General features: G+C 74.6%; 16 protein-coding genes. 11 read left to right on the forward strand and 5 right to left on the reverse strand.

The annotated features are described in order from the left end of the window. The first annotated feature begins 32 nt into the window (after positions 1 to 32). Positions 33 to 422, forward strand: coding sequence for a DUF5997 family protein (locus IEZ12_RS23780; RefSeq protein WP_043910834.1), 390 nt, complete (start codon positions 33 to 35; stop codon positions 420 to 422). A gap of 144 nt (positions 423 to 566) precedes the next feature. After that, complete coding sequence (galT, locus tag IEZ12_RS23785; protein ID WP_189274499.1) at positions 567 to 1,649, forward strand: galactose-1-phosphate uridylyltransferase; 1,083 nt, start codon at positions 567 to 569, stop codon at positions 1,647 to 1,649. Between the two features lie 111 nt (positions 1,650 to 1,760). Here galT and galK read toward each other — a convergent pair whose 3' ends face one another. Next, positions 1,761 to 2,906, reverse strand: coding sequence for a galactokinase (gene galK / locus IEZ12_RS23790; protein WP_189274500.1), 1,146 nt, complete (start codon positions 2,904 to 2,906; stop codon positions 1,761 to 1,763). 142 nt (positions 2,907 to 3,048) lie between these two features. Here galK and IEZ12_RS23795 point away from each other — a divergent pair, with 142 nt between their 5' ends. The 4 genes from IEZ12_RS23795 to IEZ12_RS23810 all read left to right on the forward strand — a co-directional run bounded on the left by IEZ12_RS23795 (position 3,049) and on the right by IEZ12_RS23810 (position 6,786). Continuing rightward, positions 3,049 to 3,831 carry a DeoR/GlpR family DNA-binding transcription regulator gene (locus IEZ12_RS23795; protein WP_043910838.1) on the forward strand — a complete coding sequence of 261 codons (783 nt, stop codon included), beginning with the start codon at positions 3,049 to 3,051 and terminating at the stop codon, positions 3,829 to 3,831. A 59-nt stretch (positions 3,832 to 3,890) separates the two neighbouring features. Then, positions 3,891 to 5,159 carry a sensor histidine kinase gene (locus IEZ12_RS23800; RefSeq protein ID WP_189274502.1) on the forward strand — a complete coding sequence of 423 codons (1,269 nt, stop codon included), beginning with the start codon at positions 3,891 to 3,893 and terminating at the stop codon, positions 5,157 to 5,159. Further along, positions 5,144 to 5,842 carry a response regulator transcription factor gene (locus IEZ12_RS23805; RefSeq protein ID WP_189274504.1) on the forward strand — a complete coding sequence of 233 codons (699 nt, stop codon included), beginning with the start codon at positions 5,144 to 5,146 and terminating at the stop codon, positions 5,840 to 5,842. The genes IEZ12_RS23800 and IEZ12_RS23805 overlap by 16 nt, the downstream gene beginning before the upstream one ends. A gap of 113 nt (positions 5,843 to 5,955) precedes the next feature. Continuing rightward, positions 5,956 to 6,786: an isocitrate lyase/PEP mutase family protein gene (locus tag IEZ12_RS23810; RefSeq protein ID WP_189274562.1), complete on the forward strand. Its 831-nt coding sequence runs from the start codon at positions 5,956 to 5,958 to the stop codon at positions 6,784 to 6,786. Between the two features lie 136 nt (positions 6,787 to 6,922). On the opposite strand, the gene IEZ12_RS23815 is transcribed toward IEZ12_RS23810, so the two are convergent. Beyond that, positions 6,923 to 8,056 (reverse strand): glycosyltransferase family 4 protein, encoded by a 1,134-nt coding sequence (locus tag IEZ12_RS23815; protein WP_189274506.1) that lies wholly within the window; start codon positions 8,054 to 8,056, stop codon positions 6,923 to 6,925. 62 nt (positions 8,057 to 8,118) lie between these two features. After that, positions 8,119 to 9,648, reverse strand: coding sequence for a glycosyltransferase 87 family protein (locus IEZ12_RS23820; RefSeq protein WP_229847877.1), 1,530 nt, complete (start codon positions 9,646 to 9,648; stop codon positions 8,119 to 8,121). A 153-nt stretch (positions 9,649 to 9,801) separates the two neighbouring features. Between IEZ12_RS23820 and IEZ12_RS23825 the strand changes: the two genes are divergently transcribed. The 5 genes from IEZ12_RS23825 (at position 9,802) to IEZ12_RS23845 (ending at position 14,026) form a co-directional block, all read left to right on the forward strand. Further along, entirely contained in the window at positions 9,802 to 10,671 is an 870-nt protein-coding gene (locus IEZ12_RS23825; protein WP_189274508.1) for a helix-turn-helix domain-containing protein, read from the forward strand. Between the two features lie 233 nt (positions 10,672 to 10,904). Then, on the forward strand, positions 10,905 to 11,774 hold the full coding sequence (locus IEZ12_RS23830; protein ID WP_189274510.1) for a carbohydrate-binding protein: 870 nt from the start codon (positions 10,905 to 10,907) through the stop codon (positions 11,772 to 11,774). Between the two features lie 224 nt (positions 11,775 to 11,998). Continuing rightward, on the forward strand, positions 11,999 to 12,325 hold the full coding sequence (cutA, locus tag IEZ12_RS23835; RefSeq protein WP_189274512.1) for a divalent-cation tolerance protein CutA: 327 nt from the start codon (positions 11,999 to 12,001) through the stop codon (positions 12,323 to 12,325). A gap of 601 nt (positions 12,326 to 12,926) precedes the next feature. Next, entirely contained in the window at positions 12,927 to 13,577 is a 651-nt protein-coding gene (gene lepB, locus IEZ12_RS23840; RefSeq protein ID WP_189274514.1) for a signal peptidase I, read from the forward strand. 41 nt (positions 13,578 to 13,618) lie between these two features. Next, the gene (locus IEZ12_RS23845; protein WP_189274515.1) at positions 13,619 to 14,026 is read left to right on the forward strand and encodes a DUF3224 domain-containing protein; all 408 of its coding nucleotides are present in this window, start codon (positions 13,619 to 13,621) and stop codon (positions 14,024 to 14,026) included. Positions 14,027 to 14,047: 21 nt separating this feature from the next. Here IEZ12_RS23845 and IEZ12_RS23850 read toward each other — a convergent pair whose 3' ends face one another. Both IEZ12_RS23850 and IEZ12_RS23855 read right to left on the reverse strand, forming a co-directional pair. Further along, a complete protein-coding gene (locus IEZ12_RS23850; RefSeq protein WP_189274517.1) occupies positions 14,048 to 14,212 on the reverse strand; it encodes a hypothetical protein in 165 nt (54 codons plus the stop codon). A gap of 22 nt (positions 14,213 to 14,234) precedes the next feature. Then, positions 14,235 to 15,458 (reverse strand): aminotransferase class V-fold PLP-dependent enzyme, encoded by a 1,224-nt coding sequence (locus IEZ12_RS23855; protein ID WP_189274519.1) that lies wholly within the window; start codon positions 15,456 to 15,458, stop codon positions 14,235 to 14,237. Between the last annotated feature and the right edge of the window lie 91 nt (positions 15,459 to 15,549).

Below are 15,549 nucleotides of genomic sequence, written 5' to 3' on the forward strand. Positions count from 1 at the left end.
GGGCAGGTGCGCACTCCCTATACCCTTGTCGCATGACTACGCCCAAGCCCAAGAGCTCCCAGACCATGAAGCCCGCGACCGCGGCAAAGAAGCTGGGGATCTACCTGGCGGCGACCCCCGCCGAGTTCCAGGCGGGCGTCGTCACCCGCGACGAGCTCAACGCCATGCAGGCCACCCCGCCGCAGTGGCTCGCCGACCTGCGCCGCAACGGCCCGCACCCGCGCCAGGTGGTCGCCTCCCGCCTCGGCATCTCCGTCACCGGCCTGAACCGGGCCGGCGTCAGCGAGGCCCTCACCACCGAGCAGATCAACGCCCTCCGCGACGAGAACCCGGACTGGCTGCAGCGCGAGCGCACCATCCAGGCCGAGGTCCGCAAGGAAGCCCAGCGGATCAAGGACAAGCCGGCGCCGAAGAAGAAGTAGCACCGAAGAAGACGCAGTACAGAACGCCCGGGGACGTGAGCCGGTTCACGTCCCCGGGCGTTTCTGCGCTCCCGGTTGTTGCATTGCGGTGCTTCATGTTCGAAAATGTTTGATGTGATGGTCGAACATCGAGGGAGCGCCGCCGTGCACAAGACGGTGACCAAGCTGGCCGACGGCCGGGAACTGATCTACTACGACGCCGAGCCCGTCGTGCGCGACGCGGTCGACGCCCGCCCGCTGAGCCCGGTGGCCGGCGTCTCCGAGGTCCGGGTCGACCCGTTCACCGGCGACGCGGTCACCATCGCCGCGCACCGGCAGGGCCGCACCTACCACCCGCCGGCCGACGAGTGCCCGCTGTGCCCGTCGCGGGACGGCCGGCTCAGCGAAGTGCCCGCCGCGGACTACCAGGTGGCGGTGTTCGAGAACCGCTTCCCGTCGCTGGCCGGCTCCTCCGCCGACCACGTCGCGCCCTGGTCGGACGGCCCGTACACGCTCGCCCCCGGCACCGGCCGGTGCGAGGTGGTGTGCTTCACCCCGGACCACGGCGCCTCCTTCGGCGACCTGACGGAGCAGCAGGCCCGCCTGGTGCTGGACGCCTGGACCGACCGCACCGCCGAACTGCACGCCCGCCCCGACGTCCGGCAGGTGTACTGCTTCGAGAACCGCGGCGCGGACATCGGCGTCACCCTCGGCCACCCGCACGGCCAGATCTACGCCCTGCCGTTCACCACCCCGCGCACCGCGCAGGCCCTCGTCAAGGTCGCCGAGCACCGGCGGGCCACCGGCCGCAACCTGTACGACGACGTCCTCGCCGCCGAACGCGCGACCCTCGGCGACCCGGACTCCCGGGTGGTGCTGGCCGGCGAGCACTGGACGGCGTTCGTCCCGTTCGCCGCCCGCTGGCCGTACGAGGTGCACCTGTACCCCAACCGGCGGGTCGCCGACCTCACCGAGCTCGACGAGCCGGCCCGCGCCGAGTTCCCGCGGATCTACCTCGACCTGCTGCGCCGCTTCGACCGGCTGTTCCCCGAGCCGGCCCCCTACATCGCCGCCTGGCACCAGGCGCCGCGCCCCGCCGAGGCCGAACTCGCCCTGCACCTGGAGCTGTTCACCATCCGGCGGACGGCCGGCAAGCTCAAGTACCTGGCCGGCACCGAGTCCGGCATGGGCGCGTTCATGAACGACATCCGCCCCGAGACCGCCGCCCGCACGCTGCGCGAGCTGTAGAGCTCCGGCGGCTCGGCCGCGGCAGCGCGAAGCCCCGCCCGGGGAAGGGAAGTTCCCGGGCGGGGCTTCGTTCGTGCCGGCGTGCTGTCCGTGCCCGCGTGCTGTCCGTGCCTACGCGATGCGGTGCGCACCCGGCGAGGGGACGGCCGGGAAGACCAGCGGCGCGCCGAAGCCGGCCGCCGCGAACGCGGCGCGCACGGCCTGCTCGACGGCCGCCAGCCGGCCGGTGTCGACCAGCGCCAGCACCGAGCCGCCGAAGCCGCCGCCCATCATCCGGGCGCCCAGCGCGCCGGCCGCGTTCGCCGCCGACACCGCCAGGTCGGTCTCCGGGCAGGACACCCGGTAGTCGTCGCGCAGCGAGGCGTGCCCGGCGGTCAGCACCGGGCCGAGCGCCCGCGGCTCGCCCGCGTCCAGCAGCCGGACGGTGTCCAGCACCCGCTGGTCCTCCGTCACCACGTGCCGCAGCAGCGGCCGCAGTTCGGCCGGCAGCTTCTCCTCGGCCGCCGCCAGCTCCGCGACGCCGATGTCGCGCAGCGCCCGCACCCCGAGCAGTTCGGCGGCCCGCTCGCAGCCCGCCCGCAGCGCGGCGTACGCGCCGTCGCCCAGGTCGTGCTTGACCCGGGTGTCGATCACCAGCAGCGACAGGCCCACGGCGGGCAGGTCGAGCGGCACCTGGCGGCCGGTCAGCGTCCGGGTGTCCAGGAAGAAGGCGTGGCCGGCGACGCAGCAGCTGGACGCCATCTGGTCGAGCGCGCCGCACGGCACGCCGACGAAGTCGTTCTCGGCGCGCTGGGCGAGCAGCGCCCGGGTCGGGGCGTCCAGGCCGAGCCCGTACAGCTCGTCCAGGGCGATCGCGGTGGCGCACTCCAGCGCCGCCGAGGAGGACAGGCCCGCGCCGGTCGGCACGTCCGAGGTGAACGCCAGGTCCGCGCCGCCCACCGGGTGGCCGGCCTGCGCCAGCGCCCAGAACACGCCCGCCGGGTAGGCGGCCCAGCCCGGGACCGCGCCCGGCGCGAGCCCGTCGAGGGCCAGCTCGGTGACCTTCCCGTCGCCCTGTGCGCTGATCAGCCGGATCCGGCCGTCGGCGCGGCGGCGGGCCGCGACCCGGGTGGTGTGCGGGAGCGCCGCCGGCAGCACGAAGCCTTCGTTGTAGTCGGTGTGTTCGCCGATCACGTTGATCCGGCCGGGCGCGGCCCACACGCCGTCGGGGGCGTCACCGTAGGCGGCGGCGAAGGCGTCGGCGGCGTCGGTGGTCATCGGGCTACTCCAGCGGGCGATCACGACATGGGAAGATCCTTCACGGATACTCAACACATTCAAACACACAGCACCAGAGCCGAACAGCGTTCGGTCGGTCGACTATGCTGACGGCTCCCCAGACACCCCGGTGGAGGACCGAGTGACCGACGGCGTACTGCTCGCCGCCCAGCGGCGGGCGCTGATCCTCGACCAGGTGCGCCGCCACGGAGCCGTCAAGGTCGCCGAACTGGTCGACCGGCTCGGGGTCTCCGACATGACCGTCCGCCGCGACCTGGACGCCCTCGCCCGCACCGGCGCCGTCCGCAAGGTCCACGGCGGGGCCGTCGCCCGCACCGCCGCCGCCGAGGAGCCCGCCTTCGAGGCCAAGTCCGGCCTGGAGACCGACACCAAGGCCGCGCTCGCCGAGGCCGCCGCCGCGCAGGTCCAGCCCGGCAGCGTGGTCGCGATCTCGGCCGGCACCACCACCTACGCCGTCGCCGCCCGCCTGCTCGACGTCCCCGGCCTGACCGTCGTCACCAACTCCCTCCCCGTCGCCGAACTGCTGCGCACCCACCCCGGCGAGGACGGCCCCGACCTGCTGCTCACCGGCGGCGCCCCCACCCGCTCCGCCGCGCTGGTCGGCCCGCTCGCCGACCAGGCGATCCGCTCCCTGCACGTCGACCTGCTGATCATCGGCGCCCACGGCGTCAGCGAACACGCCGGCCTCACCACCCCCAACCTCGCCGAGGCCCAGACCAACCGCGCCCTGATCGCCTCCGCCCACCGCACCGTCGCCGTCGCCGACCACACCAAGTGGGGCATCGTCGGCCTCAGCAGCTTCGCCGCCCTCACCGACCTCGACTGCTTCATCACCGACCACGACATCCCGGCGGACGCCCGCGCCACTCTCACCGAGACCTGCGGCGCACTGCTCGTCGTCTGAGGGCCCGCCGGGCCCGGCTGGGTAGAGTCGGGCGCGAACGGCAACGGGGAGGCGCGCGGATGGACGTCGCGGTGTGGGCGGCGGTGCGGCGGCGGCCTCTGCGGTTCCTGGTGTCCGGGTGGCCGTGGCGGGTCTGGGCCCTGCTGGTGGGCGGGGCGGTGCAGGGGGCACTGACGCTGGTGGTGCTGGTTGTCGGGGTGCTGGTGGGCGTCGCGCTGTCGGCGGTCGGGGTCGGGCTGGCGGTGCTGGCCGGGACGGCCGTGCTCGGGGTGCCGGTCGGGGCGCTGGAACGCCGCCGCCTGCGCCTGGTCGAGCCGGTCCGACTCGCCGATCCGCACCGGACGCCGGCCCGGCGCTGGCTCCGCACCCGGCTGCGCGAGCGGGCGACCTGGCGCGAACTCGGGTACGCCGCCGTGCTGTCGACCCTGTTCAGCGCGGTCGGCCTGGTGTTCGCGGCGGGCATCGCCTTCTGCCTGATGCTGGTGGCCGCGCCGGTGTTCATCTGGGCGGTGAGCCCGGACACCGTGATGCTGGTGCCCGGCCGGGCGGTCTCGGGGCCGGCGGACGGGCTCGCCGCGAGCGCCGTCGGCCTGCTCGGGCTGGTGGTCGCGGCGTACAGCGGCGCGCTGCTGGCCGGCGCGCAAGTCAGGCTCGCCCGGCTGCTGTTGACCGTCCGGGAGCAGGACCTCGGCGCGCAGGTGGTCGAACTCACCCGCTCCCGGGCCCGGTTGGCGGACGCCTTCGAGGCCGAACGGCGCCGCATCGAACGCGACCTGCACGACGGCGCGCAGCAGCAGCTGGTCGCCCTCGGCATGACGCTGGGCCTGGCCGAACTCGAACTGCGCGGCCAGGACGGCCCGGCCGCCGCACTCGTCACCCGGGCCCGCGGCGAGGCACGGCTCGCCCTCGACCAGCTCCGCGCCCTGGTGCGCGGCATCCACCCGCAGGTCCTCACGGACCACGGACTGCCCGCCGCGGTCGCCGAGTTGGCGCTCCGTCACCCGGTGCCGGTACGGGTCGACCTGGAGCTGCCGCGACGGCTGCCCGGGCCGGTGGAGAGCGCCGCGTACTTCACCGTCACCGAGGCCCTCACCAACGCCGCCAAGCACAGCGGCGCCGACGAGATCGCCGTCCGCGGCGCGCTGGACGGCGACACGCTGGTGCTGTCCGTCACCGACAACGGGCGCGGCGGCGCCGACCCCGCCACCGGCGCCGGCCTGCAGGGCCTGGCCGACCGGGTGGCGATCCTGAAAGGACGTCTGACCGTGACCAGCCCCGCCGGTGGGCCGACCCGCCTGCACCTGGAGGTGCCGTGCTCCGGATCGTGATCGCCGAGGACGCCGTGCTGCTCCGGGCCGGCCTCGCCGAACTGCTCACCCGGCTCGGCCACCGCGTCACCGCCTCCGTCGGCGACGCCGAACAACTGATCCGGGCCGTCGACGAGGACCGCCCCGACGTGGTCGTCACCGACGTCCGGATGCCCCCCGAGCACCGCGACGAGGGCCTGCGCGCCGCGCTGTACCTGCGCGAACAGCACCCCGGCCTGCCCGTCCTGGTGCTCTCCCAGTACGTCGCCACCGCCTACGCGACGCGTCTGCTCGGAGCGGCCACCGCCGACCGGGGCGGCCTCGGCTACCTGCTCAAGGACCGGGTGATGGACGTCGCCGACTTCACCGACGCCCTCGAACGCGTCGCCTCCGGCCAGACCGTCATCGACCCCGAGGTGGTCCGCATCCTGCTCGCCCACCGCACCGCCGACGACCCGCTGCGCCGCCTCACGCCCCGGGAGCACGAAGTGCTCGCCCTGATGGCGGAGGGCTTCAACAACCAGACCATCGCCCACCGCCTCACCGTCACCGAGGCGTCGGTGGTCAAGCACGCGGGCAACATTTTCATGAAGCTCGACCTCGACCCCACCGAGGGCAACCGCCGGGTCCTGGCGGTCCTCGCCTATCGCAACAGCACCGCGGAAGCGCCGAGCGGCGCCGGCCCGCAGTCGACGAGGTCATGACCGAATCTGGCCGGAAGACCGGGCCCGCGACGGGCCGCGCTGCTATGACTCTCCTACGCGGTCGATCATGTGACGCCGCGTCAGAGCAGTTGCACTGAGGAGAGATTCGCGTGGTGGAGAAGGCGCAGCAGGCCAAGGCGGAGTCGTTGCGGGCGCTGCACTCGGAAGGGGTCCTGGTCCTGCCCAACGCATGGGACGCGGGCAGTGCGGCCGTGATCGCGGCGGCCGGGGCGAAGGCCATTGCCACGACGAGCGGCGGCGTGGCCTGGTCGCGGGGCCGGACCGACGGACACGGTCTGACCCGGGAGGAGATGATCGAGCAGGTCCGGCGGATCGCCGCCGCGGTGGACGTCCCGGTGACGGCCGACGTCGAGGGCGGCTACGGCCCGACCCCGGAGGACGTCGCCAAGACCGTCGAGGCCGCGATCGAGGCCGGCGCGGTGGGCGTGAACCTTGAGGACTCGGTCGCGCCCGGCGGGCCGCTGTTCGACGTGCAGGAGCAGGCGGCGCGCCTGCGCGCGGCCCGCGCCGCGGCCGAGGCGGCCGGGCTGCCCGAGCTGGTGATCAACGTGCGCACCGATGTGTTCCTGTTCGGCATCGGCGAGCCCGAGGGCCGCCTGGACGAGGTGATCGCCCGTGCCGCCGCCTACGCGGAGGCCGGTGCGGACAGCCTCTTCGTGCCCGGCCTGGTCGACCTGGACGCCCTGGCCGTCCTGGTGAAGGCGACCGCCCTGCCGGTCAACGTGATGGCCTGGCCGGGCGCCCCGTCCGTCGCCGAGTTCGAGGCGGCGGGCGTGCGCCGGGTCAGCCTCGGCACCGCCGTCGCGCAGTCGGCGTACACGGTCGCCCGGCGCGCGGCCGTCGAGGCGCTGACCAAGGGCACCTACGAGGAGCTGGGCGACTCGCTCGACTTCGGCACCATGAACAGCTACTTCGCCCGCTGACACGGCGAACTGACGCATCGTCAAGAACGGCCGTGCCGGTTCCGACCGGCACGGCCGTGCGTGCTTCCCCGGGGCGGTTGTCCAGTCCGGTCGACGCTTTCGGCCAATTCGTCCCGACGATTTCGATCGGCGGAGGTCAGGCCCTCGCCGGCTGTGCCTCCCCGGCGAGGAGGGCGTTCAGCCGGTCTGCGGTGGCGTCCCACGACCACTGCTGCTGGACCCATGCGCGGCCGAACTCGCCCGCGCGGGACGGGTCTTCGAGGAAGCGTGCGACGGCGTCGGCGAGGGCGGGGAGGTCGCGGCCGTTCACCACGGCGCCGGTGCGGCCGGGCCGGACGGCGTCCGGGGCGCCGCCGGAGTCGCCTGCGACGACCGGGAGTTCGGCGGCCGAGGCCTCCAGGAAGACGATGCCGAGGCCCTCCGCCTCCAGGCCCGCGCGGCGGGTCCGGCACGGCATCGCGAAGACGTCCGCCGCCGCGTAGAACGGGGCGGTGTCGGCGTGCCGGTGGCCGCCGGCGAAGACGACGGCGCCAGGCGCGTGACTCTCCGCCAGACGTCGCAGCCGGGCCTCGTCCGGGCCCTGGCCGACCAGCAGCAGGGCGGTGCCCGGAACCCGCCGGCGGATCGCGGGCAGCGCGCGGATCAGCGCGTCCTGCCCCTTGCGCGGCACCAGCCGGGCCACGCACAGCACCACGGGCGCGTCCCCGAGGCCGAACTGCGCGCGGACCGCGCGACGAGCGGCGGGCGAGGGGCGGAAGAGCGACGGGTCGACCCCCGGCACCAGCCGCGACAGGCTCGCGTCCGGGCCCAGTGCGGGGGCGATCCGCCGCCGGGTGTACTCGCCGAGGTACGTGACGACGTCGCAGTGGGCGCCGATCCGACGCAGCAGGCTGCGGGCCCCCGGCGTCCGGGCCCACCAGATCTCGTGCCCGTGCGTGGTGGCCACCAGCCGCCGCACGCCGCCGCGCCGCAACGCCGGGGCCATCGCCGCGAGCGGCGCCGCCGCCCCGAACCACACCCGGTCGCACCCGTGCGCCCGGGCCAGCTCGACCGCCCGCCGAGTCACCCGCCCCGTCGGCAGCAGCATCCGCGACCGGTCACGGACCACCGGGAACGGGAGCGTCGCGTCGTACGCCTCCGCGCCGGGCTCGGCGGAGGTGTAGACGACCACGTCGTTCCCGGGGACCCGGACGGCCATCTCGTGGACGAAGGTCTCGATGCCGCCCTGCCGGGGCGGGAAGTCGTTGGTGACGATCAGGGTGGTGGACACGGGTGCCTCGCAGGGGATCGGGGACGGCGGGGGGCCGATGGCGCAGAGGTCCTGGCCGCGGCTCACGGCGCGGAGACGAGGACCGGAGGGTCGGCCGGCGCCGCGGCGGGTGCGCGGGGTCGACGGGTTGCGGGCGGCGGGGCGGCCGCCGGGCGGCGGGGACTCGGCGTCCGGTGCGAGGTGAGACGGGTGAAGACGGCGAGGAAGAGCGGCAGCGCCAGGTAGCCGTAGCGTCCGGCCGGTGCGAGCAGGAACGCCAGGGCCAGCCCGATCGCCAGGCGGTCGGCCGCCGCGACCGCGTCCGTCGGCGGGCGGCGGGCCAGGGACACCGCCACCGCGCCCCCGCCGAGCAGCAGCAGGGCGAGCGCCGACCACCAGCCGCCGGTTCCGAGTTGGGCGAGCAGTCGACCCGGCAGCGGGCTCGCGGCGGGCGTCCGCCACTCGCCGAGACCGAGCGGGAACGCGAACACCTGACGCACCATCGGCCCGGGTGCGAGCACCAGCCACGGAGCCATCAGCGCGGTCGCCCCTGTCACCGCGACCCCGGCGCAACGCCACGCCGCCCGCCGCCCCGCCACCGCGGCCAGCAGCGCCACCGCCACCGGAACGGCCGGCCAGGCCGTCCACTTCAACGCGCACGCCGCCGCCAGCGCCAGCCCGGCCCCACCCGCCCGCCGCCGCGCCGCGAGGGCGAGCGCCAGGCAGAGCAGCCCCGTCATCGGCAGATCGACCCCGCTCACCGAGAGCGGAAGCGCCACCACCGGCGAGGCCACCAGTGCGACGGCCGCGGGGGACAACGGCGTTCGCGTTTGCGTTCGCGTGGAGGGGAGTCGAGCGCGGAGGGAGGCGTGCGGGCGCCGCGGGCGCGGTCGGCGGGTGCGGTGAGTGCGGTGAATGCGGTGCGTGCGGTGAGTGGGGCGACGGTCGTCGGGCGAGGCCGGCGGTGTTGCCGTGCCGGGGACGAGTGCGCGTCGAGCGAGGCGCAGGCGGGCGGGTCCGAGGGCCGCCCCTGCGGCCTGCGGCAGCGACGGGCGGGCGAGCGGAAGTCGGGCGTGCAGCGCGGAGGGGCTCTGGCAGGCCCCGCCCCGGCGCAGCAGGTGCCAGGTGGAGCCCGTCGTTGCCAGGAAGGCCGCCGCGCACCACAGGCGTGGGTCGCCGAGAGGGGTGTTCGGGCCGAGCAGGGCGTGGGGGAGGCCGAAGGCGGCCATGGCCGGGAGGTAGGGCGTCAGGTCGAGGACCGAGGTGGGGGAGTCGAGGTAGGGGGAGCCGTGGGTGAGCAGTTCCGTGCCGGCGCGGCCGATCACCGTGACCTCGCTCTGGCCCGCGCCCGTCCGCAGGGCCAGGGCCAGCGGGAGCAGGCCGGCGGTGACCAGGGCCAGGACGGCGGAGCGCATGCGGGTGTCGCGGCGCCACCAGGGTGCGGCGGCGACGGCGGCCAGCAGGTAGCCGGCCGCGGCGACGACGCCCCAGTCGCGGTGCGGGCCGAGCGGGGACACCAGCGGGAAGACGCCTGCCCAGACTGCGCAGAGCAGCCAGCCGGCGGGCCACAACCAGCGCTGACGGCCGGCGAGTTGACGGAGCGAGATGAACACCCGTCCATTCCAGTCGGCGGACCGGCCGACGTCAGCGGGGCCAGGTCGAGACCTGATGGTCGACTTTTCCCTACCGGGGTCGGGGTGCCACCACCACCCATCCCTGGTCTGGACCACTGGACGGTTCGAGGGGAATCCGCGCACACTGGCGCGATGACGCTCCGACCGCCCGCCGGCCTGGAACTGCACGACCTGGACGTCCCGGATCCCGGGTTGGTGCCGTTCGCCGCCGGCAGCTTCGACTCCATCGGGCCGCTCTCCCGGGCCGACTTCCCGCACCGGCACTCGTTCTACGAACTGGTGTACGTGACCAAGGGGAGCGGGACCCACGTCGTCGATCTCGCGGAGTACCGGATCGAGCCGCCGGTGCTGTACGTGGTGCTGCCCGGACAGGTGCACCACTGGGTGGAGGCACGCCAACTCGACGGCTGGGTACTGCTGTTCAACGAGGACTTCCTGCACCGCCACCCGGAGGACCTGGCCCTGCTGCGCGCGCTGGGCGGCGCCACCGCGCCCCGGCCGACGCGTCAGGGTCACGGTGAACTCTCCCGGCTGCTCGCGGAGTTGACCGCCGAGTACCGGGCCGGTCTGGACGGCCGGCTGGGCGTGCTGCAGGCGCTGCTGCACGTGCTGCTGGTACGGGCGCTGCGGGTGGCCCGGCAGCGGGAGGGTGCGGACGGGGCGGTCGCGCCGCGGGCGCCCGTGCACCCGCTGGCGGACCGGTTCGCCCGGCTGATCACCGAGGCCGACCGCACCGACCGCTCGGTGCTCGCGCTGGCCCGCGAACTCGGCGTCTCCGCCGGGTACTTGCACGAGGTGGTGAAGGACGCCACCGGCCGCACCCCGGCCCGGCTGATCCGCGAGCAGCAGACCCTGGAGGCCAAACGCCTGCTCGCCACCACGGACATGACGATCCGCCAGGTCTCGGCGGCGGCGGGCTTCTCCGACCCGGCCTACTTCTGCCGGTTCTTCCGGCGCGAAGTCGGCCGCACGCCGGGGGAGTTCCGCGAGCACGCCGGCTGACGGACGGAGCGGACGGCGGCCCATGGCAGCGTCAACGGCGGGTAAAAGCTCGGCTGAGGAATGCACCACGTCCGGCGGCACCCGTCCATCGACGGCCCGCCCGGCAGGGCCTAGCGTCTGAGGCACCCCACAGCGCCGCCGCACGGGGACACCCGACCTCTCCAGGTGTCATGTCCCAGCCATGGGAATCCGGGCGGGCGGCGTCGTCCGAAGAAGCAGCCGAACGGAGAGCCATGTCCACCCCCCACAACCCCCTGGGCGACCGGCAGATCAGCCGCAAGAGTCTGCTGAAGGCCGCTGCACTGGCCGGCGCCGTGCCGGTGCTGATCGGCGGTGGCACCGCCCTGGCCCGTGACACCGCCGCCGCCGGCGGCAACACGGCCCCGCTCACCCCCGATTGCCACGACGGCGACGCGCCCACCGGCGCGCAGATCGAGGGCCCCTACTTCAAGCCGGGCTCCCCGCTGCGCACCAACCTGGTCACCCCGGGCACCCAAGGCACCCCGCTGACCGTCAGCGGCTACGTGTTCGGCCGCAACTGCGTCCCCATCGCCGGTGCGCTGCTGGACTTCTGGCAGGCCGACGTCAACGGCAACTACGACAACTCCGGGTACACCTTCCGCGGCCACCAGTTCAGCGACGCCAACGGCGCGTACACGCTGGGCACGATCATCCCCGGCCTCTACCCCGGCCGCACCCGGCACATCCACGTCAAGGTGCAGGCCCCCGGGCAGTCGATCCTGACCACGCAGCTGTACTTCCCGAACGAGCCGCGCAACGCCACCGACACCATCTTCGACCCGGCGCTGGTGATGACGGTCCGCCAGGTCGGCAACGGCAGCCAGGCCAGCTTCGACTTCGTGCTCAACGTCAACGGGACGCCCAGGCCGAGCACCAGCCCGAGCAGCAGCCCGTCCGGCAACTCGCCGAGCCCGAGCGCGAGTTCCTCGCCCGGCGGCACCACCACCTGGAAGGCCGGCACCAGCTACAAGGTCGGCGACCAGGTCACCTACAACGGCGTCACGTACGTGTGCATCCAGGCGCACACCGCCTTCGCCGGCTGGGAGCCCCCGAACGTCCCGGCCCTCTGGTCCCGTCGCTGACCGCTCCACCCCCACGAGAGCGGTCAGCGACGACAGCCACCTGAAGCGGCGGGACGGCCCCACTCCCCGGGAGGGGAAAACCGGGGGTGCGGCCGTCACCGTCGAGCGCCATGGCGGCCCGTGCGCGGGGTGCCCGAGCCGCCATGGCGCACCACCGCCGGACACCGGCGGCAGCAGCCCGAAGCAACCCAGTGCCTCCCTCCCGACCCCCGTAGGCTCGGTCCATGACCGAGCCCCAGCACCTGGTGGTCACCACCACCCACGACGGCGAGGACGCCGCCCGCGCCCTCGCCGTCACCCTGGTCCGCGAACGCCTCGCCGCCTGCGCCCAGGTCCGTCCCGTCCACTCCGTGTACTGGTGGGACGGCGAGGTCCAGGACGCCGCCGAATGGCGGATCGACCTCAAGACCACCGCCCCGCTCGCTCCGCAACTCATCGACCGCATCGGCGAGTTGCACACCTACGACACCCCGGAGGCGATCGCCGTACCGATCGTCGCCGGGGCGCCCGGCTACCTGGCCTGGCTGGAGGCGGAGACCGCCGCCGGATAACCGGTCGCGGGAGTAGGGGCTGTCACGGCAGCGGTTCGCTGTGCCGGCGTTCGAAGGTGCGGCGGCTGTGGGCGGGGAGTTCGGTGCGGCCGGTGGACCAGAGGAGGGTGGGTCAGCGGGCGGTGTCCGTGGGGGCCTCGGGGAACAGTCGGGCCAGGGCCCGGTCGCACAGGTCGGCGGGCGGGCGCGAGTTGGGTCGCGTAGGCGAGCAGTCCGTCCGCCGTGTGCTCCAGGGTCTCCCCGCAGTCCCACGCCAGCCCCCCGGCCGGGGCGCGCCAGTCCGCGTCCAGCGCCTGCGTCAGCGTCGCGACCGCGAGCCGCACGGCCTGCTCGACGTCCGCCGCCGTGGCCGGCTCGCGGGCGGGGCGCGGCTTCGTCGGATGCTCGCTGTACGAATGATGGTGTGCCATGACGCGGAGACCAATCGACCCCCCGTGCGCACCGCGCCGCCATTTCCCGGCCGGTCAACGGGGTGGCGATGCCCTGCCGGGCGGAGGCGGATTCGGCCACGGACGGACGGACCGTCGGTCCGGCCCGCCCGCTACACTCCCGAACGCCCGCGCGCACCGTGCGGGCGTTCGAGGCGGGGGCGGGTACGGACGTGCGGCGATGGGGCAGGCTCGGCAAGGCGGCACTGATCCTGGGGGTCCTCGGCGTGCTGCTGGTGGTCGGCGCGTTCGGGTACGCGATGGTGCTCGGCCCGCAGTCGGTCGCGATCCGGAGCGGCGACATGGAGCCCACCTACCGGCCCGGCCAGACCCTCGTGCTGACCGCCGTCGAGCCGGGGAAGGTCCGGCGCGGCGATGTCGTGGTGTTCCGCTCGTCCCCCGCACCGGGCGAGCCGGTCAGCAGCCACCTGAAGCGGGTGATCGCCCTCGGCGGCGACCGGGTCTCCCAGTGCGGCGACCAGCCGGTCCAGTTGAACGGCGCCCCGCTCGCCGAGCCGTACCTGGAGGGCGGGGAGGTCAACGGCTTCCGCTGCTTCGACACCACCGTCCCGGACGGGCAGATGTTCGTGATGGGGGACCACCGGGCGAACTCGCTCGACTCCCGGGCGTGGGGCGCCGTCCCGCTCGACACGGTCAAGGCGCGCGACGTGCCCAGCACCGTCCGGGCGCTGGTGGCCGTCGGCGCGGCGGGGGTGCTGGGGCTGCTGCTCGTGGTGGTCTCCGCGATCCTCGGCGTGATCGCCGCCCGCCGGCGCCGCACCGCGCCGGCTGCGTACCCGCAGTGGGCGGCCACCGGGCCCTGAGAGCCTGGCAGTTGTCGGTGGCGGCCGCTAGCATCGCGCCCATGCGAGCATCAGGTACCTTCACCGTCCCCGAGTACACCCCCGTGCCCGTCCCGGAGGGCGACATCAAGACGGCCGTGGGCGTCGGTTTCGCCACCATGCGCAAGGAGTTCCAGGGCGAGATCGCAGGGCGGTCCACCACCCTGTTCACCGCCGCGTTCGACCACGCGGCGGGCGTCGGGACGTACCTCGCCATGGAGTCCTTCGAAGGCCGACTGCACGACGCCGAGGGGACGTTCAACTTCGCGCACTCCGCCACCACGCGGGGCGTCGGCCGCGAGGGCGACTACTTCGTGATCGTCCCCAGCAGCGGCACCGCGGCGCTGGCCGGCATCACTGGCGCCGGCAGCATCACCATCGACGAGGACGGCACCCACCACATCCACGTCGACTACGAACTCCCTGCCTAGTCAAGGCCGGTGGAGGCGGGATCACTGCGGGCGCTCCCAGTTCGCCTCCACCCGCCGGCGCTCCGCCTCCACCAGGGTGCGCACCACGTCCGTCGCCGTCCGGTGGGAGAGTTCCGCGAAGTTCTGCAGCCACTCGGCCAGGTCCACCGGCAGGTCCAGCTGCACCCGCCGCTCACCCGGTGCCACTCTGCGGTAACTCCCCATCGGGCTACGCCTCCTGACGGGCCATCGCGGCCCAGTCGCACAGCATCGGAACGCAGTTCTCGGCGAAGTACTCGTAGTCCGCGGCAGTGTTGTACACATGCGTGGACAGTCGGAAGTAGCCCGTTCCGCCGAAGCTGGTGAACGCCGTCTCGACGCCGAACTCCGTTGCCATCCGGTCCCGCAGGGCGTCCGCCTCCAGGCGGGTGCGCCCCAGGCCGGCCGGCAGCTTGACCAGGCGCAGCGCGTCGACCGGCATGCCGACCTCGGCCGCGGCCGGTTCGCCGGTGGCCGCGGTGAACGCCTCGCCGATCAACTCCTGAGCATAGTCGGCGAGTTCCCTCATGTACTGGCGAGCCTGCGGCCAACCCCACTGCCGCTCGACGAAGTCGAGCGCGGTCGGCGCGGCCAGGTAGCCGGTCGCGTCCACCGTGCCCTGGGTGTCGAAGCGCTCCGGGAACGGCTCCTCCGCGCCCCAGGAGTCGATCAACGGGTAGAGGGCGTGCCGGAGTTCGCCGCGGGCGACGAGCGCCGCGGTGCCGCGCGGCGCGCAGCCGAACTTGTGCAGGTTGCCGACCCAGGCGTCGCAGTCCACGCCCGCCCGCGGGTCCTCGGTCAGGCCGGGGACGTGCGCGGCGTCCACCAGCAGCGGGACGCCGCGCTCGCGGGCCGCCGGGCCGATCAGGTCGATCGGGAGGCGGCGCGCGGTGGCGGAGGTGATCTGGTCCAGCACGATCAGCGCCGTCCGGTCGCCGAGCCCCGCCAGCACGGCCGCCGCGGCCTCCTCGGGGCCCGCCGCCAGCGGCACGTGCACGGTGCGGACCGAACCGCCCCAGCGCCGGGCCAGCCGGGCCGCGCCCATGGTGACCGCCCCGTACCCGTGGTCGGTGACCAGCACCTCCCCGCCGGTCCGGTGCGGCAGGCTGTTGTAGACGGCGCTCGCGCCCGCACTGGCGTTCGGCACCAGCGCGGTGAACTCGGCCGGGACGCGCAGGAATTCGGCGATCGCGGCGCGCGCCCGGGCGACCCGGCGGGGGAGCGCGGGGAACCACACCACCGGGGCGCGCTCCATCTCCTCCCGCAGGTCCTGCTGGGCGCGCTGCGCGGCCAGCGGAACCGCCCCGAACGAGCCGTGGTTGAGATGCCGCAGCGACGGGTCCAGCGACCAGCCGGCGGCGGCCGGCCGTCCGTCCTGGAGCAGCAGCGGCTTGGGGGCGACGACGGTTCCCACGGTCCCTCTCCGATCCGGCCGCCGGCGACCCTGCCGGCGCGGCCTGCTGCCCGATCCTGGCACAGCCGTCCGAGCGGCCCTGCGGCCGGGC

The organism is Kitasatospora griseola, assembly GCF_014648555.1.
Lineage (GTDB): Bacteria > Actinomycetota > Actinomycetes > Streptomycetales > Streptomycetaceae > Kitasatospora > Kitasatospora griseola.

Coding starts and splice junctions, on each gene's coding strand:
- IEZ12_RS23780 (WP_043910834.1), top strand. CDS start 33: ATGACTACGCCCAAGCCCAAGAGCTCCCAGACCATGAAGCCCGCGACC.
- galK (WP_189274500.1), bottom strand. CDS start 2,906: ATGACCACCGACGCCGCCGACGCCTTCGCCGCCGCCTACGGTGACGCC.
- IEZ12_RS23800 (WP_189274502.1), top strand. CDS start 3,891: ATGGACGTCGCGGTGTGGGCGGCGGTGCGGCGGCGGCCTCTGCGGTTC.
- IEZ12_RS23825 (WP_189274508.1), top strand. CDS start 9,802: ATGACGCTCCGACCGCCCGCCGGCCTGGAACTGCACGACCTGGACGTC.
- IEZ12_RS23830 (WP_189274510.1), top strand. CDS start 10,905: ATGTCCACCCCCCACAACCCCCTGGGCGACCGGCAGATCAGCCGCAAG.
- cutA (WP_189274512.1), top strand. CDS start 11,999: ATGACCGAGCCCCAGCACCTGGTGGTCACCACCACCCACGACGGCGAG.
- IEZ12_RS23845 (WP_189274515.1), top strand. CDS start 13,619: ATGCGAGCATCAGGTACCTTCACCGTCCCCGAGTACACCCCCGTGCCC.